We start from the raw sequence: 26589 nt of genomic DNA on the forward strand, positions 1-26589 counted from the left end.
CGGCTTGTTCATTGAAATGCTCCGGAATGGCCGACGATGCCGCCCTGGCGATCGATGGCGAAAACCTCCACTTGTACCTGGGCCGGGACCACGCTGCGGGCGAAGTCCAGGGCGTGCTGGCAGACCGCGTCGCCGAGGGCGACACCGGCGGCGCTGGCCAGGGCCAGGGCCTGCTGGCTGGTGTTGGCCTGGCGAATGGCCTCTTGCAGGGCCTCGTCGGCCCCCACGGCCGCCGCCCAGTCGGCCAGTTGTGGCAGATCGATGCTCGAGTGCCGGCTGTGCAGGTCCATGTGCCCGGCCGCCAGCTTGCTGATCTTGCCGAAGCCGCCACACAGGCTCAATTTATCCACAGGCACCTTGCGCAGGTGCTTGAGCACGGCCCCGACGAAGTCGCCCATTTCGATCAGGGCGATCTCCGGCAGGTCGTAGACCCGGCGCATGGTGTCCTCGCTGGCGTTGCCGGTGCAGGCGGCGATGTGCAGGTAGCCGTTGGTCCTGGCAACGTCGATACCCTGGTGGATCGAGGCGATATAGGCCGAGCAGGAAAACGGCCGGACGATACCGCTGGTGCCGAGAATCGACAGGCCGCCGAGGATGCCCAGGCGCGGATTCATGGTTTTCAGCGCCAGCGCCTCGCCGCCCTCGACGTTGACGGTCACCGAGAAGCCGCCGCTGTAGGCGTGCTCGGCCGCCAGTTGCTGCAGGTGGTCGGTGATCATCTTGCGCGGCACCGGGTTGATCGCCGGTTCACCGACGGCCAGCACCAGCCCTGGGCGAGTGACGGTGCCGACGCCGCTGCCGGCATGGAAGCTGACGCCAGGCTCTGCGGTCAGCCGCACCCGCGAGTACAGCAGGGCACCGTGGGTGACATCCGGATCGTCGCCGGCATCCTTGAGGGTTCCGGCTTCGGCGCCGTCCTCATGCAGGCGGCAGAACTCCAGGCGCATTTCGACCTGCTTGCCCTTGGGCAGGATGATCTGCACCGCATCGTGGCGGACGCCGCCGAGCAGCAGGCGCGCCGCTGCCAGGGCGGTGGCGGTGGCACAACTGCCGGTGGTCAGGCCGCTGCGCAGGGGCGCGGGTTGTTCGGCGGTTTCGTCACGCATGCGATCGTGCTCCGGCTCCAGGCGAGGCGGGGTTCAAGGCTTCAGCACCTCGAGCAGGGTGATGGGCAGCGCCTGGCGCCAGGTGTCGAAATCACCCAGGGGCTGGGCCTGGGCAACATGGATACGGGTCAGCTCGCCGCCATGCTGCTGCCGCCAGTTCATCAACAGCAGTTCGCTTTGCAGGGTCACGGCATTGGCCACCAGCCGTCCGCCGGGCTTGAGCCGGGCCCAGCAGGTCTCCAGCACGCCGGGGACGGTCACGCCGCCACCGATGAAGATCGCATCCGGCGGCTCCAGTCCGTCCAGCGCCTGTGGAGCACTGCCGCGGACCAGGCGCAGGCCGGGGACGCCGAGGGCATCGCGGTTGTGCTCGATCAGTTGCTGGCGGCCGGCGTCCGCTTCGACGGCTATCGCCCGGCACGCGGGGTGGGCGCGCATCCATTCGATGCCGATGGAGCCGCTGCCGGCGCCCACGTCCCAGAGCAGTTCACCCGGGACCGGCGCGAGACGCGCCAGCGTGATGGCGCGCACGTCGCGCTTGGTCAGTTGGCCGTCATGCTGGAACGCGGCGTCCGGCAGCCCGCCAATGCGCGACAGGCGTGGCGTGGCCGGGTCGGCCTGGCATTCGACGGCCACCAGGTTGAGGCGGGCGAACGGTTGTTCCTGCCAGTCCCGGGCGAGGCTATCGACCTGCCGCTCCAGCGGGCCGCCGAGGTGTTCCAGCACGCTGATGCGGCTGGGCCCGAAACCGCGTTCGCGCAGCAGTGCGGCGATGGCCGCGGGGCTCTGCTCGTCGTTGCTCAGTACCAGCAGGCGCACGCCGGTGTGCAGTTGCGCACTGAGGGCGGCGACGGGGCGGGCGACCACCGACAGGCACGCCACGTCCTGCAAGGCCCAGCCCAGGCGGGCGGCGGCCAGCGAATAGGCGGATGGGGCCGGCAGCACGCGCATGTGCGTGGTGTCGAGTTGGCGCGACAGGCTGGCACCGACGCCGAACAGCATCGGATCGCCGCTGGCCAGCACGCACACCGGCGTGCCCCGCAGGGCCAGCACCGGTTCGAGGGAGAACGGACTTGGCCAGGCCAGGCGCTCGGCGGCAACGCTCGGCGGCAGCAGGTCGAGCTGGCGTTGCCCGCCGAATACCCGTGTCGCGCCCAGCAGGGCCTGCCGCGCGTGTTCGCCGAGGCCATCGAAGCCGTCTTCACCGATTCCCACTACTGTCAGCCAGGGCGCCATCTAGAATCCTCAAAACGCAACGTTCCGACCGGCAGTCTTTTCATGCCTTCGGACAAAGCAGGCATAATACCGCGCCTTCGAAGGCGAAACGCCTTTCGATGACAACGAACACTTCCCCCTGACGTCGGTTGCCCCCTTGAACGAACACCCGCTTGCCAACGCTGTCCGCCCCTCGGCCTGTCCGGGGTTGCTGCGCATCGTCCCGGCGCTGGATGGCGGCATCTGCCGGATCAAGCTGGCGGGCGGGGTGATCAGTGCCGCCCAGGCCCGGGCCGTGGCTCAGCTCGCGGCGCGGCATGCCGGCGGGGTGATCGAGGCGACCAATCGGGCCAACCTGCAGATTCGCGGGATCGGCGCGCAGCATCAGGCGCTGATCGACGGTCTGCTGGCTGCCGGTCTCGGACCGACGAGCGCGGCACTGCCTTCGCTGGCCCAGGCCAGCGCTGCCGATGACGTGCGTAACCTGATGCTCAGCCCCAGCGCCGGCATCGATGCGCGGATGTTGATCGATACACGTCCATTGGCCGAGCGGATTCTCGCCAGCCTGCAGGGCCAGCCGCGCTTTCACGAGTTGTCGGCGAAGTTCGCCATCCAGCTCGATGGCGGCGAGGCCCTGGCGATGCTCGAACATCCCCATGACCTGTGGCTGTCGGCCCTGCTGATCGAGAACCGCCCGTACCTGGCCTTCGGTCTCGCCGGCTGTCCGGCCCACGACCTGCCCCTGGCAGCGGTGCCGCTGGAACAGGGGCATGCGCTGGTGGTGGCGGTGCTGGAGCTGTTCCTCGACCTGGCCCGTCCGGAGCAGACCCGCATGCGGCATCTGCTGGCGGAGGTGCCGGCCGAGGCGTTCCTTGCACAACTGGTCGCGCGCGGCGGTATCGAGCCGATTGCCGTCGGTGACTGGCAGCGGCTGGCCGCCATCGGGTTGCTGCACGTGGGGACTTATCCACAGCGCCAGCCTAGCCTGGTGCATGTCGGTGCCGTGTTTCCCCTGGGCCGCCTCGATTCGGCGATGCTCGAGGGCGTGGCTGGACTGGCGCAGCAATTGGGCGACGGCAGCCTGCGCCTGACGCCCTGGCAAAGCCTGCTGCTGCCGGGGATCCGCGAAGAACACGCGGGCCAGGCCAGCACCCGGCTAGAACAGCTGGGCCTGCTTTGCGAGGCTGACCAGCCGCTGGCGCGGATCATTGCCTGCACCGGTTCCGCCGGCTGTGCCAAGGGCCTGGCCGATACCAAGGCCGACGCGCGGCGGCTGGCAACCCTCCTGGCTGGCCGAGCCCAGGACGTGCACCTGTCCGGCTGCCAGCGCTCCTGCGCCGCCGCCCATGTGGCGCCGGCCACGCTGCTGGCGACCAGCCCCGGCCACTATGACCTCTATTTCCGCGATGCAGCCCAGCCCGGCTTCGGCCTGCTGCAGGCGCGCAATCTTACTATTGATGCGGCGGGCGCCCTGCTCGAAGCCCGCTCACGGAGCAGTACCGATGATTGATTACATCCGCGATGGTCAGGAGATCTATCGCAATTCCTTCGCGATCATTCGCGCGGAGGCGAACCTGGCGCGTATCCCCGCCGACCTGGAAAAGCTGGCCGTACGGGTGATCCACGCCTGCGGCATGGTCGATGCCATCGACGGCCTGCAGTTCTCGCCGGGTGCCGGCAAGGCCGGGCGCGAAGCCCTGGCGGCCGGGGCGCCGATTCTCTGCGATGCGCGGATGGTCTCCGAAGGCATCACGCGCGCCCGCCTGCCGGCCAACAACCAGGTGATCTGCACCCTGCGCGACGAACAGGTGCCGGCGCTGGCGGCGGAGCTGGGCAATACCCGCTCGGCCGTCGCCCTGGAACTGTGGCGGCCGTACCTCGAAGGCAGCGTGGTGGTGATCGGCAATGCCCCGACCTCGCTGTTCTACCTGCTGGAAATGCTCGATGCCGGCGCGCCGAAGCCGGCGTTGATCCTCGGTTTCCCGGTGGGCTTCGTCGGCGCCGCCGAATCCAAGGCGATGCTGGCCGCCGACAGCCGTGGCGTGCCGTTCGTGATCATGCAGGGTCGCCTCGGCGGCAGCGCCATGGCCGCCGCGGCCGTCAACGCCCTCGCCACGGAGGTGGAATGATGCAGCAGCCTGGACGTCTGATTGGCCTCGGTGTGGGGCCGGGTGATCCGGAACTGATCACCGTGAAGGCGCTGCGCCTGCTGCGCGAGTCGCCGGTGGTGGCGTATTTCGTTGCCAAGGGCAAGAAAGGCAATGCCTTCGGCATCATCGAAGGTCATCTGCAGCAGGCCCAGACCCTGCTGCCGTTGGTTTACCCGGTGACCACCGAGGTCTTGCCGGCCCCTCTGTCCTACGAGCAGGTGATCAGCGACTTCTACGACGAAGCCAGCCTGGAGGTGGCCGCGCATCTGGACGCCGGCCGCGACGTGGCGGTGATCTGCGAAGGTGATCCGTTCTTCTACGGCTCGTACATGTACCTGCATGACCGCCTGGCCGAGCGCTATGAGACGCAAGTGATCCCTGGGGTCTGCTCGATGCTCGGTGGCGCCTCGGTGCTCGGTGTGCCGCTGGTGTACCGCAACCAGAGCCTGTCGGTGCTCTCCGGTGTACTGCCCCACGACGAGCTCAAGCGCCGCCTGGCCGATGCCGATGCGGCCGTGGTGATGAAGCTGGGCCGCAACCTGCCGAAGGTACGCGAGGTGCTGAACGAGCTGGGTCTGGCCGGGCGTGCGCTGTACGTGGAGCGGGCCACCATGGCCAACCAGAAGATTGTCCCGCTCGCGGAGGTCGACCCGATGTCCTCGCCGTACTTCTCGCTGATCATCGTGCCCGGCGAACGGTGGCAGGGATGAGCCGCCCGGTACCGGCCATTGTCATCCTCGGCAGTGGCAGCCTGGCGACCGCGCGCCGGCTTCAGCAGATCTATCCGGACGCCCTGATCCATGGCCTGGCCGAGCGGGTCGAGGGGGCTGACCGAAGCTATCACGAGTTCGGTGCGACCCTGCGCCAGCTCTACCAGCAGGACACCCCGATCATTGCCCTTTGCGCCGCCGGGATCGTGATCCGCAGCCTGGCCCCGGTGTTGCTGGAGAAGGGCGCCGAACCGCCGGTACTGGCGGTGGCGGAGGACGGCAGCGCAGTGGTGCCCCTGCTCGGTGGCCTCGGCGGGGTGAACATCATGGCCCGGGAAATCGCGGCGGGCCTGGGAGTGGCCGCTGCCATCACCACCAGTGGCGAGCTGCGTTTCGGCACCTGCCTGCTCAATCCGCCGAGCGGATACGCGTTGGCTGACCTGGAACTGGGCAAGCGTTTCGTCTCGGACCTGCTGGCGGGTGAAAGCGTTCGTATCGAAGGCGATGCCCCCTGGTTGGCCGAAGCACGCCTGCCGCAGGGGCAGGGCGCCAGGCTGTCGATCCACGTAGGCAGCGCCGAGCGCACGCCAGCAGCCGACGAATTGCTGATCTATCCTCGCTGCGTGCTGGCGACGGTGTCGGCGGACGTGCCGGAACTGGCCGAGTGCGTACGTAACGAACTACGCGAGGCTGGCATCGCGCAACAGTCCCTGGCCTGCCTGTTGGCTGCGGATACGCAGATGGCTGTCCCGGCCTTGCATGAGGCGGCCAGGCAGTTGGGCGTACCGCTGCGTTTCGTGCCGGTCGAGGCCAGCCTGGAGCAGATGGCGCGCCTGGCCGCGCCTGCGGCTTCGACGCTGCATGTCGGCGCGCGACTGACACTGGCCGTCGCCGCACAACCGCTGGAGCCTGGGCGGATCGGCCGTCCACGCGGACGCCTGGCGGTGATCGGCCTCGGGCCGGGGGCCGCCGAACTGATGGTGCCAGCGGTCAGGGCCGAGCTGGATCGGGCCAACGATGTGCTCGGTTACGAGACCTACGTGCGCATGGCCGGCCCATTCCGGGCCGACCAGGTACTGCATTGCACCGACAACCGCGAGGAAATGCAGCGTGCCCGGCATGCCTTCGAACTGGCGGCTGCCGGTCGCTCGGTGGTGGTGGTGTCGTCCGGTGACCCGGGGGTGTTCGCCATGGCGGCGGCGGTGCTCGAGGCCTTGCACGAGTCCGACGAGCCGAGCTGGCACGGCGTCGAACTGGAGGTGCTGCCCGGTGTTTCCGCTTCGCTGGCCACCGCGGCCCAGGCCGGGGCACCGTTGGGGCATGACTTCTGCGTGATGTCGCTGTCGGACAACCTCAAGCCCTGGGCGATCATCGAGAAACGCCTCGACCTCGCCGCCGAGGCCGACCTGGCGCTGGCGTTCTACAACCCGATCTCCCGCTCGCGTCCGTGGCAACTGGGACGGGCGCTGGAGATCGTCGCCCACCATCGCAGGCCCGAGACTCCGGTGGTACTGGGGCGGGATATCGGTCGCCCAGGGCAGACACTGCGAGTGACCACCCTGGGCGAGCTGACGCCGGACCAGGTCGACATGCGCACCATGGTCATCGTCGGCTCGTCCACCACCTGCGTGTTTCCCCGCGCCGAGGGTGGCGAATGGGTCTACACGCCGCGTTGGTACGGCGAAAAACCGGGTTCCTGAATGGCCTTCAAGGCACCAGGTAGCCGCGTACCCCGGTAAAGATGATCTGTGCCGCCAGGGCGCAGACGAACAGCCCCATCAGGCGGCTGACGATCTGCAGCCCCTGGTCGCCGAGCAGGCGTTCGATACGGTTCGACAGGTACAGCACCACGCCGACGGTGAAGCTCGCCAGGGCGATACTGACGATGGCGGTGAGCTTGTCGTCCCAGTGCGGCTGGCTCACGCCCATCACCAGCAGGGCACCGATGGTGCCGGGGCCGACCGTCAGCGGGATGGTCAACGGCACGATGGTCACGTCCTGCTGCACATTGTCGCTCTGCACCGCGGACTTGCCCTGGGCCATGCCCAGCGCCGAGATGAACAGTACGCTGCCTGCGCCGATGCGGAAAGCGTCGACGGTGATGCCGAACACGCTGAAAATCACCCGGCCGAACAGGTACAGCAGCACGCTGGAGACCAGGGTGGCGAGGGCGACTTTCCAGGCCAGGCGGCGGCGTTCCCTGCTGGAGTAACCGCGGGTCAGGCTGATGAAGCAGGACAAGACGAAGAACGGGCTGTAGAGCACCAGCATCTTCAGGTAAACACTGAACAACACGTGGAGCATGGTCTGAGCTCGAACAGGGGAGGGCCCGGGCAGTCTATCAGGCGCTAGTGGCCTATGTGGCTAATTCGCATACCCCACTCCGGGCCCATGGCTTCGCCAGGCTGCGTTGCCATTGCTCGTCGTCGCCCGGCTACGGCTCGTCATGGCGCCTGGTCTGGCAAGCCGCCGGACCCGAATTTGAGTATTCGAATGAGCCGTACAGGCCATGAGGCCATCTGTCGGCTCAGGAGGTGGTCTGTTCCTGGACCCGCTGGCTGTCGCGTTGGGCTACCCAGTGTTCGACCAGCTCGCGCAGCTGCGAGAGTTCCACGGGCTTGGCCATGTGGCCGTCCATGCCGGCCTGGCGGGCGCGTTCCTTGTGCTCGCTGAGGATGTGCGCGGTCAGCGCCACCACCGGCGTGCGGACCCGCTGGTTGCCGACTTCCCAGGCGCGCAGCTGCTGGGTGGCGGAGAACCCGTCGAGCACCGGCATCTCGCAGTCCATCAGCACCAGGTCGTAGCGCTGGGCCTTCATCGCCCGCAGGGCTTCCTCACCATTGCTGGCGGTGTCGGGCTGCAGGTTGAGCTTGCCGAGCATGCCGCGAATCACCTTGGTGGAGATGCTGTTGTCCTCGGCCACCAGGATCCGGAAGTCGCTGGGCACCGTGACCCCGGGGGCTGGCGGGGCGCTGAGCGGTGTCGCCACGACCTGGCTCTTGCCACGCTGGGACAGTTCGTCCGCCAGGGTGGTCTTGAGCGTGTAGCCGGCCACCGGCTTGGCCAGGATGCGCTTGATGCCGGCGTTGCGCGCAATGATCTTGCTCGGCGCATTGCTGATGCCGGTGAGCATGACCAGCAGGATGTCGTGGTTGAGGCTGGGGTCTTCCTTGATCTTCGCCGCCAGTTGCATGCCGGTCATGCCGGGCATGTTCTGGTCCAGCAGGACCACGTCGAAGTAGTCGCGCAGGTGGGCCTTGGTCCGCAACAGGGCCAGGGCCTCCTTGCCGGACGGTACGGCACTGACGTTCAGGCCCCAGGCACTGCATTGCTGAACCAGGACCTTGCGGCAGGTGTCGTTGTCGTCGACCACCAGCACCCGGGCACCCTTGAGCGGGCCGTCGAGGTCGGAGGTCGGGTGTTCGAGGTGCTGTGGGTCCAGCGGTAGCGTCAGCCACAGGGTGCTGCCCTGGTTGGTCCCGGTCTTGATGCCGAACTCGCCGCGCATCAGCAGCACCAGTTGACGGGCGATCACCAGGCCCAGATGCCCACCCAGGCGAGTCGCGGCGAGGAAGTTCTTGCTCTGCAGTTCAGCGTGGAGAAGGGCGTCGCGTTCCTCGTCATCCATCGGCACTCCACTGTCCTGGACGGCAATGCGCAGGCGCGGCTGGCCACTGCGTTCGTCGAGCGCGACGACGATGAGGATTTCACCCTCGTCGGTCTTCTTCATCGCGTTTTCCAGCAGGCTCAGCAGGGTCTGGCGCAGGCGTGTCGGGTCGCCGCTGATCACCCGCGGCACCTGGGGCTGGATGAAGCTGATCAGCTCGACGTTCTGCTGCTCGGCCTTGGCGCGGAAGATGCTCAGGCAGTCTTCGATCAGCGCGTTGAGGTCGAACTGCACGTCGTCGAGCTCGATCTGCCCGGACTCGAGCTTGGAGATGTCGAGGATCTCGTTGATCAGTGTCAGCAGTTCATTGCCGGCGCTGTGGATGGTCTGCACGTAGTCACGCTGCTTGACCGACAGTGGCGTGCCCAGCAGCAGTTCGGTCATGCCCAGCACGCCGTTCATCGGGGTGCGGATCTCATGGCTGATCTTCGCCAGGAACTCGGCCTTGGCGGCGATTTCGGCATTGCTGGCCGCCAGGTCGCGGCTGAGGCTGAACTGGTCTTCGGTGATGCTGCGCCGACGCTCGCCCAGGGCGATGCTCATCAGCAGGCCGCTGACGGAAATGAAGACCAGCAGGGCGACGAGCAGGCCTTCCGGCGCGACCAGGGTCAGGCCCAGCAGGGCCGGCAGGATGACCAGGGTGCCGATGTTGAAGATGACCATGGCGACGACGAACAGCCGCGCCGGGCGATAGCCCTTCTGCCAGTGATAGGCGGACACCAGCAGGATGCTCAGGCTGGCCAGCCCGACCAGGCCGTAGGTCATCACGTTCAGCGGCAGGGTGTCGACGAACAGCAGCAACAGGCCACCGAGGCTGATCACCAGGATGTCGCCCAGCAGCAGCTTGTTCAGTGGGTGCGGGCCGAGGGGCGAGAAGAAGCTGTAGGTGAACATCAGCCCGCAGGGCGCGGTGAGCAGCAGCGCCAGGTAGGCGCCAGCGGTCTGTGCCCCCTGCCAGTTGGGGAACCAGGGGCCGATCACGTTCAGCAGGAACAGTGCGCTGAGCAGCAGCAGGAACTCGCAGGAGGCCAGCCACAGGCTGCTGCGAGAGCGGGTGTAGGCGAAACGGGTCAGGTTGTGCAGGATCAGCATCGACAGGCAGCCGAACAGCAGCCCGTAGAGCAGGCTCTGACCGCGATCGGCGGCGCTCTGCACCGCCGACTCGAGGGTGATGTGCGGGCGCAGTTCGTGCTTGGACACCAGCCTCAGGTACAGGTCCAGGGGCTTGCTGCTTTGCATCAGGGGCAGCATGAAGTCGCTGCTCGACAGTGGTCGGTCGACCTTGGGCAGGTCGTTGCCGCTGCGTACCTGGTCGACCAGGGTGTCGCCATCGAAGGTGTAGAGGTCCAGGCGGGCCAGGTCCGGGGCGAAGATCCGCAGGAGCTGTTCGTGTTTGCCCGGCTGCAGGCGAAAGCGCAACCACAGGGCGCCACCGGGTTGGGCGGCGGTGAGGCGGTCGAGTTCGATGGGACTGAATTGGTTGATGTAGCGTGAAGAGCGGATATCGCTCAGTTGCAGGTCGGCCTGGTCATCCTGCAATACCGCCCAGCCACTGCCTTGCGAGGCTTGTGCAGCCGTTGCGAGGCACAGCAGGGTCAGCAGGCTGACGGTGAAACTTATGGCGATCCTGAGCCAGCGCACGGCGAAATCCCTTCGTAGGTTGATGCCTGAGTCATAACTATGCGCGGGGCGGGAATAAGACGGCAAGGGTTTGACACCCTTGCCTATCCGAACGAATAGCTTATTCCTGGCTTTCTGCGCGTTCGCGTGCAATTGCACGGTAACCGATGTCGCTCCGGTAGAAGCAGCCTTCCCAATTGATTTTAGCCGCGAGCTGGTAAGCCTGCTGCTGGGCGGCGCCAACACTCTCGCCCAGCGCGGTGGCGCAGAGCACGCGACCGCCGGAAGTGACGATCTGGCCGTCCTTGAGGGCGGTACCGGCGTGGAACACCTTGCCTTCCAGGGTGGCTGCTGCATCCAGGCCGCTGATCGGCGCGCCCTTGGCATAGTCGCCCGGGTAGCCGCCGGCGGCCAGGACGATGCCCAGGCTCGGCCGTGGGTCCCACTGGGCCTCGACCTTGTCCAGGGCCTGGGCCAGGGCGGCCTCGACCAGCAGGACCAGGCTCGACTGCAGGCGCAGCATCACCGGCTGGGTTTCCGGGTCGCCGAAACGGCAGTTGAACTCGATGACCTTGGGGTTGCCGGCCTTGTCGATCATCAGCCCCGCGTACAGGAAGCCGGTGTAGACGTTGCCTTCCTCGGCCATGCCGCGCACGGTCGGCCAGATCACCTGGTCCATCACGCGCTGGTGGACTTCGCTGGTGACCACCGGAGCTGGCGAATAGGCGCCCATGCCGCCGGTGTTCGGACCGCTGTCGCCGTCGCCGACGCGCTTGTGGTCCTGGCTGGTGGCCATTGGCAGGACGTTCTTGCCGTCGACCATGACGATGAAGCTGGCCTCCTCGCCGTCGAGGAACTCCTCGATCACCACGCGCGAACCGGCGTCACCGAAGGCGTTGCCGGCGAGCATATCGCGCACGGCGTCTTCGGCTTCGGCCAGGGTCATGGCGACGATCACGCCCTTGCCGGCGGCCAGGCCGTCGGCCTTGATCACGATGGGGGCGCCTTTTTCACGCAGATAGGCCAGGGCCGGCTCGATCTCGGTGAAGTTCTGGTAGTCGGCGGTCGGGATCTTGTGACGGGCCAGGAAATCCTTGGTGAAGGCCTTGGAGCCTTCCAGCTGGGCGGCACCGGCGGTCGGGCCGAAGCAGTCCAGGCCACGGGAGCGGAACAGGTCGACCACGCCGGCGACCAGTGGCACTTCCGGGCCGACGATGGTCAGGGAGACGTTCTTCTCGGCGAAGTCCGCCAACTGCTCCAGGGCCAGGACGTCGATGGCGACGTTTTCGCACTTGGCCTCGATGGCGGTGCCGGCGTTGCCCGGGGCGACGAATACTTTCTCGACGCGCGGATCCTGGGCGACTTTCCAGGCCAGGGCGTGTTCACGACCGCCACTGCCGATGATCAGGACATTCATTTCAAAAACCTCGATGACGCGGAATTCTGTTGAAACCTAGGGCGCTTCACGCCCTAGGAGGTCGCAATGAAGCTGGTAGATGCAAGGCGGAGCGGTCCTCGCTGAGCGCAGTTGCCTCCTGGCAATGAGCATCAGCGAGGGCCGCTCCAACGCAGCAGATGCCGGCTTCAGTGCGGCCGCTGTCGTACGTTAGTGGCGGAAGTGGCGCATGCCGGTGAAGACCATGGCAATGCCGGCCTCGTCGGCAGCGGCAATCACTTCGCTGTCACGCATCGAACCGCCTGGCTGGATCACCGCGGTGATGCCGACCTTGGCCGCGTTGTCGATGCCGTCGCGGAACGGGAAGAAGGCGTCCGAGGCCATGACTGCGCCCTGTACCTGCAGGCCTGCGTGCTCCGCTTTGATCGCAGCGATACGGGCCGAGTTCACACGGCTCATCTGGCCGGCGCCGACGCCGATGGTCTGGCGGTTCTTGGCGTAGACGATGGCGTTGGACTTGACGTACTTGGCGACTTTCCAGGCGAAGATCAGGTCGTTGATTTCCTGCTCGGTCGGGGCGCGTTTGGTCACGACCTTCAGGTCGGCGCTGGTGATCATGCCGATGTCGCGGCTCTGTACCAGCAGGCCGCCGTTGACGCGCTTGTAGTCCCAGGCCGGGGCGCGCTCGGCGTCCCACTGGCCGCACGCCAGCAGGCGGACGTTGGCCTTGGCGGCGACGATGGCACGGGCCTCTTCGCTGACGGAAGGGGCGATGATCACTTCGACGAACTGGCGCTCGACGATGGCCTTGGCGGTTTCGGCGTCCAGTTCACGGTTGAAGGCGATGATGCCGCCGAACGCCGACTCGCTGTCGGTGGCGTAGGCCAGTTCATAGGCCTGGCGGATACCGCCTTCGGCGTCCGGGCTGACCGCTACGCCGCACGGGTTGGCGTGCTTGACGATCACGCAGGCCGGCTTGACGAAGCTCTTCACGCACTCCAGCGCGGCATCGGTGTCGGCCACGTTGTTGTAGGACAGTTCCTTGCCTTGCAGCTGGGTCGCGGTGGCGATACCGGCTTCGGCAGGCTTGGCTTCCACGTAGAACGCCGCGCTCTGGTGCGGGTTCTCGCCGTAGCGCATTTCCTGGGCCTTGATGAACTGGCTGTTGAAGGTGCGCGGGAATTCGCTGCGGCCTTCGGTCGAGAGCGTCTCGGCCGCCTGGTTCACGGTGCCCATGTAGTTGGCGATCATGCCGTCGTAGGCGGCGGTGTGCTCGAATGCCTTGAGCATCAGGTCGAAGCGCTGGGCGTAGGTCAGGCCGCCGGCCTTGAGGCTTTCCAGGACCTGGGCATAGTCGCTGGCGTTGACGACGATGGCGACGTCCTTGTGGTTCTTGGCCGCCGAGCGGACCATGGTCGGGCCGCCGATGTCGATGTTCTCGATGGCGGTCGGCAGGTCACAGCCAGGCTTGCTGATGGTCGCTTCGAACGGGTAGAGGTTGACCGCTACCAGGTCGATCGGCTGGATGCCGTGCTCGTTCATGATTGCATCGTCGATACCGCGACGACCGAGGATGCCACCGTGGATTTTCGGGTGCAGGGTTTTCACCCGGCCGTCCATCATTTCCGCAAAGCCGGTGTAGTCCGCGACTTCCACGGCGGCGACGCCGTTGTCCCGCAGCAGCTTGAAGGTGCCGCCGGTGGAGAGGATTTCCACGCCCAGGGCTTCCAGTTCACGAGCGAAATCGAGGATTCCGGTCTTGTCGGAAACGCTGATTAGGGCGCGGCGGATCGGCAGGCGGGTAGTCTGGTCGGTCATCTCGGTGTCCATCAAAACAAGGGAGTCAGCAAAAAAGGCGACCGTTTCTACGCGGGCGCCTTTCTGGTTTTATTGAATGCTTACAGCAAATCGTACTGCTTGAGTTTCTTGCGCAGGGTTCCGCGGTTCAAGCCCAGCAGCTCGCTGGCCTTGGTCTGGTTGCCCTTGACGTAGTTCATCACGCTTTCGAGCAGGGGAGCCTCGACTTCGGAGAGCACCAGGTTGTACACGTCCGTGACGGCCGCGCCCTCTAGGTGGGCGAAATAATTGTGCAGCGCCTTCTCGACGCTGCCGCGAAGGGTCTGGCCCTCTTCGCTCGGCGTATTGAGGTGCTGTTTCAAATTGACGTTGTCGCTCACGGGCGTTGTTCCACTCACTAAAGTCTCGGTCATCATCGTCATGCGGCCACCCCCTCTCCGTCCCCTGTCACCAGGCTCTTGTAACGTCCGGCGAAGAATTCACGAACGTTGGCGCACTGTGCTTCCGTATCTTCCAAACGATTGAAGTGGGCGCGAAACTCCTTGGCGCCCGGCAAGGTTGCGAGATACCAGCCGACATGCTTGCGGGCGATGCGGACGCCCATGACCTCCCCATAGAAGGCATGCAGCGCGGCCAGATGCTCTAGCAGAATGCGTTCCACTTCCAACAGCTCCGGTGCCGGGAGGGTTTCACCGGTACGCAGGAAATGCTCTATCTCACGAAAAATCCATGGCCGCCCCTGGGCGGCCCGGCCGATCAACAGGCCGTCGGCACCGGTGGCGTCCAGGACGTACCGGGCCTTTTCGGCCGAGTCGATGTCGCCGTTGGCGAAGACCGGGATCGACACCGCCTGCTTGATCTGGGCGATGGTGTCGTACTCGGCTTCGCCGGTGTACAGGTCTGCACGGGTCCGTCCATGTACCGCCAGGGCAGTGATGCCCGCCTGTTCGGCGATCTTCGCCACCGTCAGGCCGTTCTTGTTCTCCCGGTCCCAGCCGGTGCGGATCTTCAGGGTGACCGGGACATCGACTGCGGCCACGACGGCGTGCAGGATCTCCCTCACCAACGGTTCATCCTTCAACAGTGCGGAGCCGGCAGCCTTGTTGCAGACCTTCTTGGCCGGACACCCCATATTGATGTCGATAATCTGTGCGCCCAGCTCGACGTTGGCCCGGGCTGCGTCCGCGAGCATCTGCGCATCACCGCCGGCGATCTGGACCGAGCGTGGCTCGGGATCACCTTCGTGGATCATGCGCAGACGCGACTTGCGGCTGTTCCAGAGACTCATGTCGCTGGTGACCATTTCCGAAACCACCAGGCCCGCGCCCAGGCGTCGGCAAAGCTGACGAAAGGGCTGGTCGGTGACACCCGCCATGGGGGCGAGAATCAAGCCGTTCTGCAGTGTGTATGGGCCGATGCGTACCGCCGACATAGGACTTCCCTGTTGTGGGGCCGGATCATGGGAGTTCGAAAAAGGGTTGGCATGATACCCGCTCTCGATGACCGGATAAAGGCAAAATTGGATAAAATCTGAACAGTTATTCCGTTATCGCCAGCAGTTTGGTCATCGGCGGAAAACTGCCGTCAAACAACAGGACAGGCCGGGCTATTCGGGCGAGTGGAAACTGAGACTGTAGTTCACGGCCTTGGCGCCTGGATCAAGGATGTCCAGGGCGATATGGATCGGGGTTTGCGGCGGCATTTCGCTCTGTTCGCCGAGATCCCCGCCCAGGTACTCGCCGGGCTTGAAGCGCCGGCTGGCGATCAGGTGGCCGTTGAGATCGGCGAAGCGCAGTTCCAGCAAAGGGAACGGCTGGGAGAACGACGCACGGTTGTAGATGATCGCATCCACCACCAGGGCGCCGTTGAAGTCCGGGTGGCTGCGCACCACCAGGTTGCTGCTCTTGATCCGGTCGATGTCGACCTTGGACGGCACCTTGCAGCCCAGCTGCGGGCACAGTTGCTGGAACCACGGGCGATACTGGTCCTGGCGCGCCAGTTCGTCGAAGTGGTAGGCGACGTACTGGCCCAGCAGCGCGGCGCTGGCGAGCAGCACCAGCAGCAGCCACAGCAGGCGCTTGCCCCAGGGCGAGCGACGGCGTTGCCAGTCGAGGTGGATCGGGTCGTCCTCGAGGTCCAGCAGCACATCGTCGTGCGCGCCGACTCCCGGTTCATTGCGCTCGCGGGTGGCTTTCTTCTGGTTGGCGACGGGTTCATCCGCCTCGTCCGGCTCGGCGCTCACGTGCTCGTGGGGGGCGATCTCTTCCAGTTCGCTGTCTTCGATGGCCAGGCGGGGTGCCTTGGGTTCGTCGTCCAGATCGGCGAGGTCGAAGGACAGCGAGGGTTCCGTGCGGCTTGGCTTGGCAGGTTCGGGCTTGCGCTCGACCTTGCGTTCGCTCCTGGCGGCCGGTGCCGGCTGGGTCGGTTCGTCGTCGGCCAACTCGTCGGGTTCGCTGGCGGGGGCGCTGAACAGGCTGCCGGACCATTGGGCTTCGTCATCGTCGCTGTCGCGCCGAGCGCTGAAGGATTCCTCGTTGCCCGTGGTGTCCTGGCCGAAAGCCCTGGCCGGCTGGATTTCCCGCTGTTCCAGGCGGGCCAGTTCCTCGTCGAGGTCCAGGTCGTCGAGGTCCAGCTCCTGCGCGGTCCATTGCTTCTGGCTGATCGCCCGCGGCGGCTCGGCGGGGGCTGTCGCCGCGGCGGGCGGCGGAGCCGGTGTCACTGGCGCCGGAGGTGGTGCGGCGGGCGTTGTCGGCGGGTTGGCCGCCGCTTCCCGGGCCGCACGCTGCTCCAGCAGTTGTCGTGCGGCATTGAACACTTGCAGGCATGAACCGCAGCGCACGACACCACGCGCCACGCTCAATTGGGCATGGCTGACGCGAAAGCTGGTTTGGCAATGCGGGCACTGGGTGACGAAGCTGTCGGTCATGCGGCGATCCGGTTCATGCAAGCGCCCATTCTAGCGCCGACGGCCAGTGATGCGCACCCAGCCGTCGCGATCGGCGATCGGGTCCAGATCGAAGTCCTTGGCATAGGCGGCGGCCACTTCCTCGCCCTGCTCGGCGAGGATGCCGGACAGCGCCAGGCGCCCGCCAGGCTTGACCAGGGTCGACAGTTGCGGGGCCAGGGAAACCAGCGGGCCCGCGAGAATGTTCGCCACCAGGACATCGGCCTGCATCTGCGGCAACTGCTCGGGCAGGTACAGCGGGAACAGCTCTTCGGCGATGTTGTTGCGCCCGGCGTTGTCGCGGGACGCCTCCAGGGCCTGCACGTCGATGTCGGTGCCGACCGCTTCGCGAGCGCCCAGCAGCAGGGCGGCAATCGCCAGGATGCCCGAACCGCAGCCGAAATCGAGGACGTTGCAGTCCTTGAGGTCCTGGCCGTCGAGCCATTCCAGGCACAGGGCGGTGGTCGGGTGGGTACCGGTGCCGAAGGCCAGGCCCGGATCGAGCAGCAGGTTGACCGCTCCCGGTTCCGGCGCGGCGTGCCAGCTCGGCACGATCCACAGGCGCTGGCCGAAGCGCATCGGCTGGAAGTTGTCCATCCAGCTGCGTTCCCAGTCCTGGTCCTCGATCACTTCGTAGTGGTGTTCGGGCAGCGGGGCGCCGGTCAGCAGCTCGAGGTGCGCCAGCACGCTGGTCGCCTCGGTGTCGGCTTCGAACAGGGCCAGCAGGTGGGTGTGGGACCACAGCGGGGTGGTGTTGAGTTCGGGTTCGAAAATCGGTTGATCTTCGGCGTCCATGAAGGTCACCGAAACAGCGCCGATTTCAAGGAAAGCGTCTTCGTAGGTTTCGGCTTGTTCCGGGCTGATGGCGAGGCGTACTTGCAGCCAAGGCATGGCGGGCACCTGTGAATAAGAAATGTGCAACCTGGGTGGTTGCGAGAAACGCGGCAGTTTACGCCAGCGCGATGCTTTGTGGGAGTGGGCTTGTGGGGATCGGCCCCGGGGGTAAAAACGACAAGGCCGCTCGAAAGCGGCCTTGTCGTTCGGATCACCGACTCACTGGTGGGCGAGCTTGTGTTCCAGGTAGTGAATGTTCACACCACCTTCGCAGAAGCCTGCGTCGCGAACCAGGTCACGGTGCAGCGGGATGTTGGTCTTGATCCCGTCCACCACGACTTCGTCCAGGGCATTGCGCATGCGCGCCATGGCTTCGTCGCGGGTGGCTCCCCAGGTGATCAGCTTGCCGATCAGGGAGTCATAGTTCGACGGAACCTTGTAGCCGCTGTACAGGTGCGAATCGACCCGCACGCCGTTGCCGCCTGGAGCATGGAAATGCTTGACCAGGCCTGGGCTCGGGATGAAGGTTTTCGGGTCTTCGGCGTTGATCCGGCACTCCAGGGCGTGACCGTGGATCTTCACGTCGTCCTGGGTGTACGACAGCGGATTGCCAGCGGCGATGCTCAGCATCTCCTTGACGATATCGATGCCGGTGACCATTTCCGATACCGGGTGCTCCACTTGCACGCGAGTGTTCATCTCGATGAAGTAGAAACGGCCGTTCTCGTACAGGAACTCGAAAGTACCGGCACCACGGTAGCCGATGTCGATACAGGCCTGGACGCAGCGAGCGAGGACTTCCTTGCGCGCGTCTTCGTCGATACCCGGTGCCGGAGCTTCCTCCAGGACCTTCTGGTGACGACGTTGCAGCGAGCAGTCACGGTCGCCCAGGTGGATCGCATGGCCCTGGCCGTCGGAAATCACCTGGACTTCCACGTGACGTGGGTTGGTCAGGAACTTTTCCAGGTAGACCATCGGGTTGCTGAACCAGGCGCCGGCCTCTTCACGAGTCTGCTTGGCCGCTTCGACCAGCTCTTCCTCGCTGTGCACCACACGCATGCCACGGCCACCGCCGCCGCCTGCCGCCTTGATGATCACCGGGTAGCCGACTTCGCGACCGATGCGCAGGGCGGTTTCCGGATCTTCAGGCAGTGGGCCGTCGGAGCCGGGTACGGTCGGTACGCCAGCCGCGATCATGGCGGCCTTGGCCGAAACCTTGTCACCCATCAGGCGAATGGTGTCGGCTTTCGGGCCGATGAAGGCAAAACCGGATTTCTCGACCTGTTCGGCGAAATCGGCGTTTTCCGCGAGGAAGCCGTAGCCTGGGTGAATCCCCGTGGCGCCAGTGACTTCGGCAGCCGCGATGATGTTCGGGATGTTCAGGTACGAGTGGGTGGCCAGGGGCGGGCCGATGCAGATGCTTTCGTCCGCCAGTTTCACGTGCATCAGTTCCGTATCGGCCGTCGAGTAAACAGCTACGGTCTTGATGCCCTGTTCCTTACAGGCGCGCAGGATACGCAGAGCAATCTCGCCACGGTTGGCGATCAGGACTTTTTCCAGCTTCGCAGGTTTGGACATCGAAGGCACTCCGCGGTTCAAACGATGGTGAACAGCGGCTGGTCATACTCAACCGGCTGACCGTTTTCTACCAGGATTGATTCGATCACACCGCTGGCTTCGGCCTGGATGTGGTTCATCATCTTCATCGCTTCGACGATGCAGATGGTGTCGCCTTTCTTGACGGTCTGGCCGACTTCGACGAATGGAGCCGAGGTTGGCGACGGGGTGCGGTAGAAGGTACCGACCATCGGCGACTTGACCACGAAGCCGTTCAGCTTCGGTGCAGCGGCTTCAGGCGCAGCGGCTGCGGCAGCTGGGGCGGCCGGTGCAGCGGCTGGAGCCGGAGCCTGTACAGGTGCAGGCGCGTAGTACTGCTGCGCCGGGGCCTTGCTGTGGCGACTGATGCGTACGGACTCTTCGCCTTCCTTGATCTCGAGCTCGTCGATGCCGGACTCTTCCAGCAATTCGATCAGTTTCTTAACTTTACGGATATCCATGAATCATCAACTCCCAAGGGTCGGTCAGGGGCGTTTATCGCTTGTCGTTCAAGCTGTTGCCAGTCTTTCAAGCTGCTCTAGGGCGGCCTCCAGGGCCAGTCGGTAACCGCTGGCGCCAAGGCCGCAGATCACTCCTACCGCTACATCTGAAAAGTAGGAGTGATGGCGGAAAGGTTCGCGTTTGTGCACGTTCGAAAGGTGCACTTCGATGAATGGGATGCTCACCGCCAGCAACGCGTCACGTAATGCGACACTTGTATGTGTAAAAGCTGCCGGATTGATGAGGATGAAATCCACGCCTTCGCCGCGCGCGGCATGGATTCGCTCGATCAGTTCGTACTCGGCATTGCTTTGCAGATACATCAGGTGGTGCCCGGCTTCCCGGGCCCGGCGCTCCAGATCCTGGTTGATTTCGGGCAGCGTGACGGCGCCGTAGACGCCCGGTTCGCGGGTGCCCAGCAGGTTCAGGTTGGGTCCGTGCAGGACCAGTAGGGTCGCCATCGGCTGTTTCCTTGTTATCGGTGCGCAGTGGTCAATGCGCGCCGACTATGCCGCAAAGCGCGGATGACTGTCCAGTTGACTGCAATAGCCAGCACGATGTCCGATGTTCGCGAAAAATTTGTGACTCGTTTATTGAAACCGGTCATCCCTGTTCGCAACAGGTTCGGCGAAGTTGGCTGTGGGAGCCGACCGTGAGTTCACAAAACGACCGATTGGACGATGCCTTGGGCGAAAACGCCTGCCGCGAAGAAGGGTAGCAGGCGCGTGGAAAATGGTCGGGCCGCGTGCTCAGACGCGGAAGGCCTGCACCGCCGTGTTCAACTGCGTGCCCAGCTCCAGCAGGCGTTCGCCCTGGCTGCGGCCTTCGCCGATACGCAGCAGGTTGTCTTCGCCCAATTGGTGGATCCGTTCGCTGTGATCACGGATCTCGCTGACCGCGCCACTTTGCTGGGCGGTCACATCGGCAATACGCACGGCGGTGTCGGAGATGGTCTGGATCGCGCCGACGATCTCGTCCAGCGCGCCGTCGGCCGCCTGGGCCTGGTTGGCGGTGGCCTCGGCGTGTTCGACCTGGGCGCGCATACCCTCCACCGACTCGCGCGCGGCGGTCTGCAGCCCGGCGATCAGGTTCTGGATTTCACCGGTGGCCCCGGCAGTGCGCTGGGCCAGGGTCCTGACCTCTTCGGCGACCACGGCGAAGCCGCGACCCATTTCCCCGGCCCGGGCGGCTTCGATGGCGGCGTTGAGGGCCAGCAGGTTGGTCTGGTCGGCGATCGAGCGGATCACGGTCAGGACGCCGCCGATGGTGGCCGACTCTTCGGCCAGGTGTTCGATCATCTGTGCATTGCCCTGCACCTCGCCAACCAGCGCGTGCAGGCCGGCCAGGCTCATGCCGATGACCTTCTGCCCGTGTTCCACGGCCAGGCCGGCGCTACGACTGGCATCGGCCGCCTGGCTGGCATCGCCGGTGACCTGCTGGATCGTCGCTTCCAGTTCTCCCAGCGCGTCACGGATCTGCCCGGTGTCGCCGGCCTGGCGCTCGGCGCCGCTGTGCAGGCCGCTGCTGAGATCGGCCAGGGTCCGGCTGCTGCCGGCCACTTGCTCGGCGTTCTCGCGGATGGTCCCCACCAGGTCCACCAGATAAGCGCGCAGGCGGTTCAGCGAAGCCTCGATATCGTGCAGTTCACGGTTGGTCCTGCCCAACTGGATATCCCGGCTGAAATCGCCTTCGGCCCAGGTCGACAGGGCGGGCGCAAGATTGGTCAGTACCCGGGCCAGCTTGCGTTGCAGGGTGTCGATCAGCAAGGCGATGAGCAGGATCAGGCCGATCATCGCGCCCTGCATCAGGCGTACTTCGCTCTCGATCTGTCCATGCTGGGCGCGGACCAGCGGTTCCAGTGCGGCAATGGCCTGCTGCACGGCGCCGATCTTGAGGTGGGTGGCGGTTGCCAGGTCGGCCCGGCGCTGGATCTGTTCGCGGGTACGGGCCAGTTCGGCCGGGTAGCGGGTCAGCAGGCTGCGCAATTCGCGCTTGAGGCCGACGCCGGTGTCTTCGGTCACAGCCTTCTCGCTGCTCTCCAGGCCCATCATGGCGTTGAAGTCGTCGGCGCTGGATTCACTGCTGGAAGTCACGCCGAGCAGGGGCAGTGCCTCCATTCGCTCCGCCTGGCTGCTGATGCTGGCCAGTTCACGCTCGACGTCGGCGGCCAGCTCGCTGCGGCCGCTGCTGACCAGCTTGTCCCGGGCCAGGGACAGTTTCGCCAGGTGCGAGGACGCCGCCAGCAGCGGTGGCAGATAGGCTGCGGCTTCGGATTTCTGGGCGCCGGTGGCGTACTGGGTCAGTTGGTCCAGATTGCCTCCCAGCTCGCGTTCGGCTTGCAGCAGCAGGGCCTGCGGGTCGCCAGCGAGCTTGCCGGCGGCCAGCAGGTCGGTCTTGCTGAAGTCGCTCAGGGCGGCCAGGCTGGGGCGCAGGGTTTCGGTCATCGACGGGGGCAGTACGGCGATCTCCCGTTCGATCGCTTCGATGGATTGTCCGGCGCTGCTCAGGCGCAGGGCGTCGCCGCTAGCGAGGTAGTCCTCGATGTTGCGCGCGGCCTGATTCTGGAACTGTTGCGACAGGCCCAGGTAGCGCTCCATCAGTTGATAGGGGCGTTCCAGCGCCCGCTGCGACCACCAGAGCGTAGCCCCGAGTGCCAGGCACACGGCAACGAGCAACAGGGTATTGAGATTGGTCAGCAGCTTCAGGCGCATTCAGGATCCTATCCACGACAAGAGTGGTAAGCGCCTGAATTTATTGCTGTTTGATTACAGTGTTATGACCGAATCACTCGAATCCGGTGAAAAAGTGGCACTTTGCCTTGCCAGCTGCACCCGGTTGCGTCCGGCATGCTTGGCCCGATAGAGCGCTTCGTCGGCCTGGCTGGCCATCATCAGGCTGTCGCTGTCTTCCTGCAGTTCGACCACCCCGGCGCTGAAGGTGCACCACAGGTCTTCCGGTTGCGCCGGGTAGTGGATTTCCGCGAAACGCTGGCGAATCTCTTCCAGCACCTTATAGGCCGATTCCAGGTCGGTATCGGGCATGACGATGGCGAACTCCTCGCCGCCATAGCGGCCGATGAAGTCGGTCTTGCGCAGGCGTTGCTTGAGAAACAGCGCCAGGCTCTTGATTACCCGGTCGCCCATGGGATGGCCGTGGCTGTCGTTGACCCGCTTGAAGTGGTCGATGTCGAGCATCGCAAAGCTCAGCGGCTTGCATTCGCGGCGGGCGCGGAAGCTGCAGTCTTCGAGCAGTTGCAGGATGTGGGTGTGGTTGTACAGGCCGGTCAGGCTGTCGCGGATCATCCGCGCCTTGAGGTTGCGGGCACGGGCCGCGCGGTTGCGCACGGTGGTGATCAGGTGGCGTGGCTTGATCGGCTTGGTCAGGAAGTCGTCGCCGCCCTCGCTCATGGCGTCGAGCTGCTTGTCCAGGTCATCCTCGGCGGACAGGTAGATGATCGGTACGCTGACATAACGGTCGTTGTGGCGGATCACCTTGGCCAGTTCGGTGCCGGTGCAGGCCGGCATGTACATGTCGAGGATGATCAGGTCCGGCTGGAAATCGGCGAGTTCGGCCATGGCCTGGATCGGATCGATCAGGGTCCGGGTGACGATCCCGGCGCTGTTGAGCAGGCGCTCGGTGTGCAGTGCCTGGGCACGAGAGTCGTCGATGATCAGCACCTTGTACGGGTCGTACTGGGCGACACAGGTCAGCACCTCGATCTTTTCCAGCAGGCTGGAGGCTTCCAGGGTGCCGGTGAGGAACTCCTGGCCGCCGGCGCGCACGGCGGCCAGGCGGGTCGGTGTGTCGGTTTCATGCAGGCTGAAAAACAGCAGTGGCAGCTTCTGTTCCAGCCCGAGCTGGGCTTCGGCGGCCAGGTGCAGGCCCATGCCGCTGCCACTGAAGTCGACGTCCATGACGATCGCCGCCGGCAGGCGCTCGGCCATGGAGGAGCGAAACGCCGCGACACTTTCCAGCGCCTGGGCTCCGAGCCCGAAGAATTCCAGTTGCTTGGCCAGCCGTTCGGCCCGTTCGTGGTCCTGCAGCATCACGTAGACCGGTTTGCGCAATGGGGGCAGGAAGGTGTGCTCGAGCTGGTCGCCATGACGCAGGCCGGTGCGTGACAGGCGCTGCATCAGGCGGTTGAGTTCGGTGATCAGGCCGCTGCTCAGGCGTCCACGGTTGGCGTCGACCGCTTCCAGCGAACGGTTGATGCCGTGGGCCAGCTGGATGTGTTCCGGCTGCTCGAAACGCTCGGCGAAGCGCAGCAGGCGCAGGTTCGCCTCACTGAGCTCGGACATGTCGCTGCCTGACCATTCGCTGCGCTGCAGGCGCTGCCAGATCTCCAGGATCTGGCGCGCCTGGTGAATGACCCGCTGGGCAAAGTGCTGCTTGAGGCGCTCGCGGTTGGGGTCTTCTGGCTCGCTCATATCTGGCTACTGGTTAGACGAATGGCGGAGGGTGTAGTGGCTCTATGCTAGCACTTCTGCCGGCCAATGGATGTGCCATGCGTCAACTTCCTGAATTCATTTCGTGACCTTCCGGTCAGGTCTTGCAGTGGCGGTGATGGTCAACTGGGCGGCGCTTGCATGAAGCGTCCCGCGACAGCTTGATTTATAGTGGGTCGATGGATGGCAACGCTGCCGTGCCGTGATCGCCCGACGTCGTTGCTGATGCGAATTCAGGTGGGCAGGGCACGATGGGCCAGGGTTGTGGTCAACCGATGAACTCAAGTGATCGAAAGGATAGAGCCATGCTGGACTGGAAAAAACGCGCAGGCAGCGCGCCGGAACGTGCTGCAGAACCCTCGCCGGCGCCCCGCGGCTACTTCTCTGGCCTGCTGTTCAGTCGTGCCCTGGCGACCCTGGTCGGGTTGTACCTGGTGGTGACGGTGCTGATCGGCTGGTACTGGAGCCAGGAGCCGGCGCTATTTCCTGTCCAGCAGAATGCGCAGATGGCTGCCGAGAAGCAGGGACGCAAGATGGTCGTGGGCTACACCACGGTCGAAACCCTCAAGACCGTCGTCGGTACCCTGCTCGACAAGCCGGGCGGCTACCTCTCCAATGACCGTTTCCCACCGGGTGTCTGGCTGGACAATATTCCCAGCTGGGAATATGGCGTGCTGGTTCAGGTGCGCGACCTGACCCGCGCCCTGCGCAAGGACTTCGCCCGTTCGCAGTCGCAGTCGGCCGAAGACGCCGACCTGGCCAAGGCCGAGCCGCGCTTCAACTTCGACAACAAGAGCTGGATGCTGCCGTCCAGCGAGGCGGAGTACCAGGAAGGCATCAATTTGCTGGATCGTTATGAGGCCCGGTTGTCCGATCCGAACCAGAACAATGCGCTGTTCTATGCCCGCGCGGACAACCTGAACAACTGGCTTGGCGATGTCGCCACGCGCCTGGGTTCGCTGTCCCAGCGCCTGTCGGCCAGCGTGGGTCGGGTCAAGCTGAACTCCGCGCTGAAAACCGAGAGCGTGGCGCCGGGCCAGGTGCCACAGGTCGACGAGGAGGTGGTCGAGACCCCTTGGCTGCAGATCGATAACGTGTTCTACGAAGCCCGTGGCCAGGCCTGGGCGCTTTCGCACCTGTTGCGCGCAATCGAGGTCGACTTCGCCGACGTGCTGGCGAAGAAGAACGCGACGGTCAGCGTGCGTCAGATCATCCGCGAGCTGGAAGCCTCGCAGGAGCCGGTCTGGAGCCCGATGATCCTCAACGGCAGCGGCTTTGGCGTCCTGGCCAACCACTCGCTGGTCATGGCCAACTACATTTCCCGGGCCAACGCCGCGGTGATCGACCTGCGCCAACTGCTCAACCAGGGTTGATCGATGAACGTCTCCCCGAACGAGGCGGCGCACCGCGCCGCCTCCGATGCCGAGCAGATCGCCTGGGTCGACGACGAGGACCGCCTGCAGGGCAGCCTCGGGCGTGCGGACCTGCGCGAACGTGGGCTGATCGGTCGCGGAACCTACATCCTGCTGTTCAATTCGGCGGGTGAGCTGTGCGTGCACCGGCGAACCCTGAGCAAGGCCATCTATCCCGGCTACTGGGATGTCGCGGCTGGTGGCATGGTGCAGGCCGATGAAAGCTATGCCGAGTCCGCGGCCCGCGAGCTGGAGGAAGAGCTGGGCGTCAGCGGCGTGCCGCTGACCGCCCATGAGCGTTTCTTCTTCGACCAGCCGGGCAACCGGCTCTGGTGCGCGGTGTTCAGCGCCGTCTGGGACGGGCCCCTGCGGCTGCAACCGGAAGAAGTGCTCGAAGCCCGTTTCATCCCGGTGGAGGCCGCCATAGCGGAAAGTGCACGCAAGCCTTACTGCCCGGACTCCCTGGCAGCCTTGAAGCGCTATTTGCAGGGCGTCGCAAAACCTTCATGAAATGGCGCCGATTGGCTCTTGGGTCATCGGCCTTTTGCCGTTACACTGCGCGACTTTTCAAGCTCAGGCGGCCTGGCCTGCCTGAGTAGCGCTGCCCCTGCCTGAGTGGGGCTTCGCGGTCGTCGCCCCAGGGGCTTTCGACCAGTCTTTCGTCCTCCCAAGAGGATTGCCGGTGGCCAAAAAAGCCGCATCCTTCGCCGCTCTCGGCGGCCTGGTGTTTTCCACCGACGCAGGCCGACATTGCCCCGACTGTAGCCAGCCGGTGGCCGCCTGTACCTGCAAACAGACCCGTATCCCCGAAGGCGACGGCATTGCTCGCGTGCGCCGCGAAAGCAAGGGCCGTGGCGGCAAGACGGTGACGACGATCACCGGCGTGCCCCTGGCCGAGGACGCCCTCAAGGAACTGGCGAGTACCTTGAAGAAGCGTTGTGGTACCGGTGGCGCGTTGAAGGACGGCGTCATCGAGATCCAGGGCGACCATGTCGAGCTGCTGCTGGGCGAGCTGGTCAAGCACGGTTTCAAGGCGAAGAAGTCCGGCGGCTAGCAGCCTCTGTGAAAACCACCGTGAAGTCGACCCGCCCGCCCGGATGAACGTGGCCTGGCAGTCGTGCCCATGGTTTTCACAGAGCCTGTTCCCGCACAGCCTCTAAACTCGAAGCTGGATCCGTGGTCCTACCCGGATACAG

The 26589-nt window shown here is 65.2% G+C and carries 21 protein-coding genes and 1 pseudogene; 7 read left to right on the forward strand and 15 right to left on the reverse strand.

Annotated elements, in window-relative coordinates; translation table 11 throughout:
• Positions 1 to 8 precede the first annotated feature (8 nt).
• Together HU752_RS03980 and cbiE are read right to left on the reverse strand one after the other, a co-directional pair.
• Positions 9 to 1106 (reverse strand): cobalt-precorrin-5B (C(1))-methyltransferase, encoded by a 1098-nt coding sequence (locus HU752_RS03980; RefSeq protein WP_186685737.1) that lies wholly within the window; start codon positions 1104 to 1106, stop codon positions 9 to 11.
• 33 nt (positions 1107 to 1139) lie between these two features.
• A complete protein-coding gene (gene cbiE / locus HU752_RS03985) occupies positions 1140 to 2342 on the reverse strand; it encodes a precorrin-6y C5,15-methyltransferase (decarboxylating) subunit CbiE (RefSeq protein WP_186685740.1) in 1203 nt (400 codons plus the stop codon).
• 136 nt (positions 2343 to 2478) lie between these two features.
• Here cbiE and cobG point away from each other — a divergent pair, with 136 nt between their 5' ends.
• The 4 genes from cobG to cobJ are packed head-to-tail and all read left to right on the forward strand — an operon-like array spanning position 2479 to position 6881.
• Complete coding sequence (gene cobG, locus HU752_RS03990; RefSeq protein ID WP_186685749.1) at positions 2479 to 3831, forward strand: precorrin-3B synthase; 1353 nt, start codon at positions 2479 to 2481, stop codon at positions 3829 to 3831.
• Positions 3824 to 4450 (forward strand): precorrin-8X methylmutase, encoded by a 627-nt coding sequence (locus HU752_RS03995; RefSeq protein WP_186685761.1) that lies wholly within the window; start codon positions 3824 to 3826, stop codon positions 4448 to 4450. The genes cobG and HU752_RS03995 overlap by 8 nt, the downstream gene beginning before the upstream one ends.
• On the forward strand, positions 4450 to 5181 hold the full coding sequence (locus tag HU752_RS04000; protein ID WP_186685913.1) for a precorrin-2 C(20)-methyltransferase: 732 nt from the start codon (positions 4450 to 4452) through the stop codon (positions 5179 to 5181). Before HU752_RS03995 ends, HU752_RS04000 begins: the two co-directional genes overlap by 1 nt.
• Complete coding sequence (gene cobJ, locus HU752_RS04005; protein WP_186685763.1) at positions 5178 to 6881, forward strand: precorrin-3B C(17)-methyltransferase; 1704 nt, start codon at positions 5178 to 5180, stop codon at positions 6879 to 6881. Before HU752_RS04000 ends, cobJ begins: the two co-directional genes overlap by 4 nt.
• Positions 6882 to 6888: 7 nt before the next feature.
• Here cobJ and HU752_RS04010 read toward each other — a convergent pair whose 3' ends face one another.
• The 13 genes and pseudogenes from HU752_RS04010 to HU752_RS04070 form a co-directional block, all read right to left on the reverse strand.
• Complete coding sequence (locus HU752_RS04010) at positions 6889 to 7485, reverse strand: MarC family protein (RefSeq protein WP_186685766.1); 597 nt, start codon at positions 7483 to 7485, stop codon at positions 6889 to 6891.
• 223 nt (positions 7486 to 7708) lie between these two features.
• Positions 7709 to 10489, reverse strand: coding sequence for a hybrid sensor histidine kinase/response regulator (locus HU752_RS04015; protein WP_186685769.1), 2781 nt, complete (start codon positions 10487 to 10489; stop codon positions 7709 to 7711).
• A 100-nt stretch (positions 10490 to 10589) separates the two neighbouring features.
• Positions 10590 to 11885 (reverse strand): phosphoribosylamine--glycine ligase, encoded by a 1296-nt coding sequence (purD, locus tag HU752_RS04020; RefSeq protein ID WP_186685772.1) that lies wholly within the window; start codon positions 11883 to 11885, stop codon positions 10590 to 10592.
• Positions 11886 to 12074: 189 nt separating this feature from the next.
• Positions 12075 to 13682: a bifunctional phosphoribosylaminoimidazolecarboxamide formyltransferase/IMP cyclohydrolase gene (gene purH / locus HU752_RS04025; protein ID WP_186685776.1), complete on the reverse strand. Its 1608-nt coding sequence runs from the start codon at positions 13680 to 13682 to the stop codon at positions 12075 to 12077.
• Between the two features lie 80 nt (positions 13683 to 13762).
• Positions 13763 to 14083: a DNA-binding transcriptional regulator Fis gene (gene fis, locus HU752_RS04030; protein WP_003186237.1), complete on the reverse strand. Its 321-nt coding sequence runs from the start codon at positions 14081 to 14083 to the stop codon at positions 13763 to 13765.
• Positions 14080 to 15093 (reverse strand): tRNA dihydrouridine synthase DusB, encoded by a 1014-nt coding sequence (gene dusB, locus HU752_RS04035; RefSeq protein WP_186685779.1) that lies wholly within the window; start codon positions 15091 to 15093, stop codon positions 14080 to 14082. Before dusB ends, fis begins: the two co-directional genes overlap by 4 nt.
• A 174-nt stretch (positions 15094 to 15267) precedes the next feature.
• Positions 15268 to 16587 carry a DUF3426 domain-containing protein gene (locus tag HU752_RS04040; protein ID WP_186685782.1) on the reverse strand — a complete coding sequence of 440 codons (1320 nt, stop codon included), beginning with the start codon at positions 16585 to 16587 and terminating at the stop codon, positions 15268 to 15270.
• Positions 16588 to 16617: 30 nt separating this feature from the next.
• Positions 16618 to 17496 (reverse strand): 50S ribosomal protein L11 methyltransferase, encoded by an 879-nt coding sequence (gene prmA, locus HU752_RS04045; RefSeq protein WP_186685785.1) that lies wholly within the window; start codon positions 17494 to 17496, stop codon positions 16618 to 16620.
• A gap of 162 nt (positions 17497 to 17658) precedes the next feature.
• Positions 17659 to 19017 (reverse strand): acetyl-CoA carboxylase biotin carboxylase subunit, encoded by a 1359-nt coding sequence (accC, locus tag HU752_RS04050; protein ID WP_186685788.1) that lies wholly within the window; start codon positions 19015 to 19017, stop codon positions 17659 to 17661.
• A 17-nt stretch (positions 19018 to 19034) separates the two neighbouring features.
• Complete coding sequence (accB, locus tag HU752_RS04055) at positions 19035 to 19496, reverse strand: acetyl-CoA carboxylase biotin carboxyl carrier protein (RefSeq protein ID WP_186685792.1); 462 nt, start codon at positions 19494 to 19496, stop codon at positions 19035 to 19037.
• 48 nt (positions 19497 to 19544) lie between these two features.
• Positions 19545 to 19997: a type II 3-dehydroquinate dehydratase gene (gene aroQ, locus HU752_RS04060; protein WP_186685795.1), complete on the reverse strand. Its 453-nt coding sequence runs from the start codon at positions 19995 to 19997 to the stop codon at positions 19545 to 19547.
• 288 nt (positions 19998 to 20285) lie between these two features.
• A pseudogene (locus tag HU752_RS32030) lies at positions 20286 to 20831 on the reverse strand (methyl-accepting chemotaxis protein); the annotation flags it as partial.
• Positions 20832 to 22301: 1470 nt separating this feature from the next.
• Positions 22302 to 23963 carry a response regulator gene (locus HU752_RS04070; RefSeq protein WP_186685800.1) on the reverse strand — a complete coding sequence of 554 codons (1662 nt, stop codon included), beginning with the start codon at positions 23961 to 23963 and terminating at the stop codon, positions 22302 to 22304.
• Between the two features lie 323 nt (positions 23964 to 24286).
• Here HU752_RS04070 and HU752_RS04075 point away from each other — a divergent pair, with 323 nt between their 5' ends.
• The 3 genes from HU752_RS04075 (at position 24287) to HU752_RS04085 (ending at position 26447) form a co-directional block, all read left to right on the forward strand.
• The gene (locus tag HU752_RS04075) at positions 24287 to 25354 is read left to right on the forward strand and encodes a DUF2333 family protein (protein WP_186685811.1); all 1068 of its coding nucleotides are present in this window, start codon (positions 24287 to 24289) and stop codon (positions 25352 to 25354) included.
• 3 nt (positions 25355 to 25357) lie between these two features.
• Positions 25358 to 25903, forward strand: coding sequence for an NUDIX hydrolase (locus HU752_RS04080; RefSeq protein ID WP_186685813.1), 546 nt, complete (start codon positions 25358 to 25360; stop codon positions 25901 to 25903).
• Positions 25904 to 26075: 172 nt separating this feature from the next.
• Complete coding sequence (locus HU752_RS04085) at positions 26076 to 26447, forward strand: translation initiation factor Sui1 (RefSeq protein ID WP_017903778.1); 372 nt, start codon at positions 26076 to 26078, stop codon at positions 26445 to 26447.
• Positions 26448 to 26589: the final 142 nt, after the last annotated feature.

The sequence above is a fragment of the Pseudomonas vanderleydeniana genome, from assembly GCF_014268755.2.
GTDB classification, from domain to species: domain Bacteria; phylum Pseudomonadota; class Gammaproteobacteria; order Pseudomonadales; family Pseudomonadaceae; genus Aquipseudomonas; species Aquipseudomonas vanderleydeniana.

Bases quoted from the DNA above. Each gene is read 5' to 3' on its own strand.
- HU752_RS03980 (WP_186685737.1), bottom strand. From the start codon at position 1,106: ATGCGTGACGAAACCGCCGAACAACCCGCGCCCCTGCGCAGCGGCCTG.
- cbiE (WP_186685740.1), bottom strand. From the start codon at position 2,342: ATGGCGCCCTGGCTGACAGTAGTGGGAATCGGTGAAGACGGCTTCGAT.
- HU752_RS03995 (WP_186685761.1), top strand. From the start codon at position 3,824: ATGATTGATTACATCCGCGATGGTCAGGAGATCTATCGCAATTCCTTC.
- HU752_RS04000 (WP_186685913.1), top strand. From the start codon at position 4,450: ATGCAGCAGCCTGGACGTCTGATTGGCCTCGGTGTGGGGCCGGGTGAT.
- cobJ (WP_186685763.1), top strand. From the start codon at position 5,178: ATGAGCCGCCCGGTACCGGCCATTGTCATCCTCGGCAGTGGCAGCCTG.
- HU752_RS04010 (WP_186685766.1), bottom strand. From the start codon at position 7,485: ATGCTCCACGTGTTGTTCAGTGTTTACCTGAAGATGCTGGTGCTCTAC.
- purD (WP_186685772.1), bottom strand. From the start codon at position 11,885: ATGAATGTCCTGATCATCGGCAGTGGCGGTCGTGAACACGCCCTGGCC.
- purH (WP_186685776.1), bottom strand. From the start codon at position 13,682: ATGACCGACCAGACTACCCGCCTGCCGATCCGCCGCGCCCTAATCAGC.
- fis (WP_003186237.1), bottom strand. From the start codon at position 14,083: ATGACGATGATGACCGAGACTTTAGTGAGTGGAACAACGCCCGTGAGC.
- dusB (WP_186685779.1), bottom strand. From the start codon at position 15,093: ATGTCGGCGGTACGCATCGGCCCATACACACTGCAGAACGGCTTGATT.
- HU752_RS04040 (WP_186685782.1), bottom strand. From the start codon at position 16,587: ATGACCGACAGCTTCGTCACCCAGTGCCCGCATTGCCAAACCAGCTTT.
- prmA (WP_186685785.1), bottom strand. From the start codon at position 17,496: ATGCCTTGGCTGCAAGTACGCCTCGCCATCAGCCCGGAACAAGCCGAA.
- accC (WP_186685788.1), bottom strand. From the start codon at position 19,017: ATGTCCAAACCTGCGAAGCTGGAAAAAGTCCTGATCGCCAACCGTGGC.
- accB (WP_186685792.1), bottom strand. From the start codon at position 19,496: ATGGATATCCGTAAAGTTAAGAAACTGATCGAATTGCTGGAAGAGTCC.
- aroQ (WP_186685795.1), bottom strand. From the start codon at position 19,997: ATGGCGACCCTACTGGTCCTGCACGGACCCAACCTGAACCTGCTGGGC.
- HU752_RS04070 (WP_186685800.1), bottom strand. From the start codon at position 23,963: ATGAGCGAGCCAGAAGACCCCAACCGCGAGCGCCTCAAGCAGCACTTT.
- HU752_RS04075 (WP_186685811.1), top strand. From the start codon at position 24,287: ATGCTGGACTGGAAAAAACGCGCAGGCAGCGCGCCGGAACGTGCTGCA.
- HU752_RS04080 (WP_186685813.1), top strand. From the start codon at position 25,358: ATGAACGTCTCCCCGAACGAGGCGGCGCACCGCGCCGCCTCCGATGCC.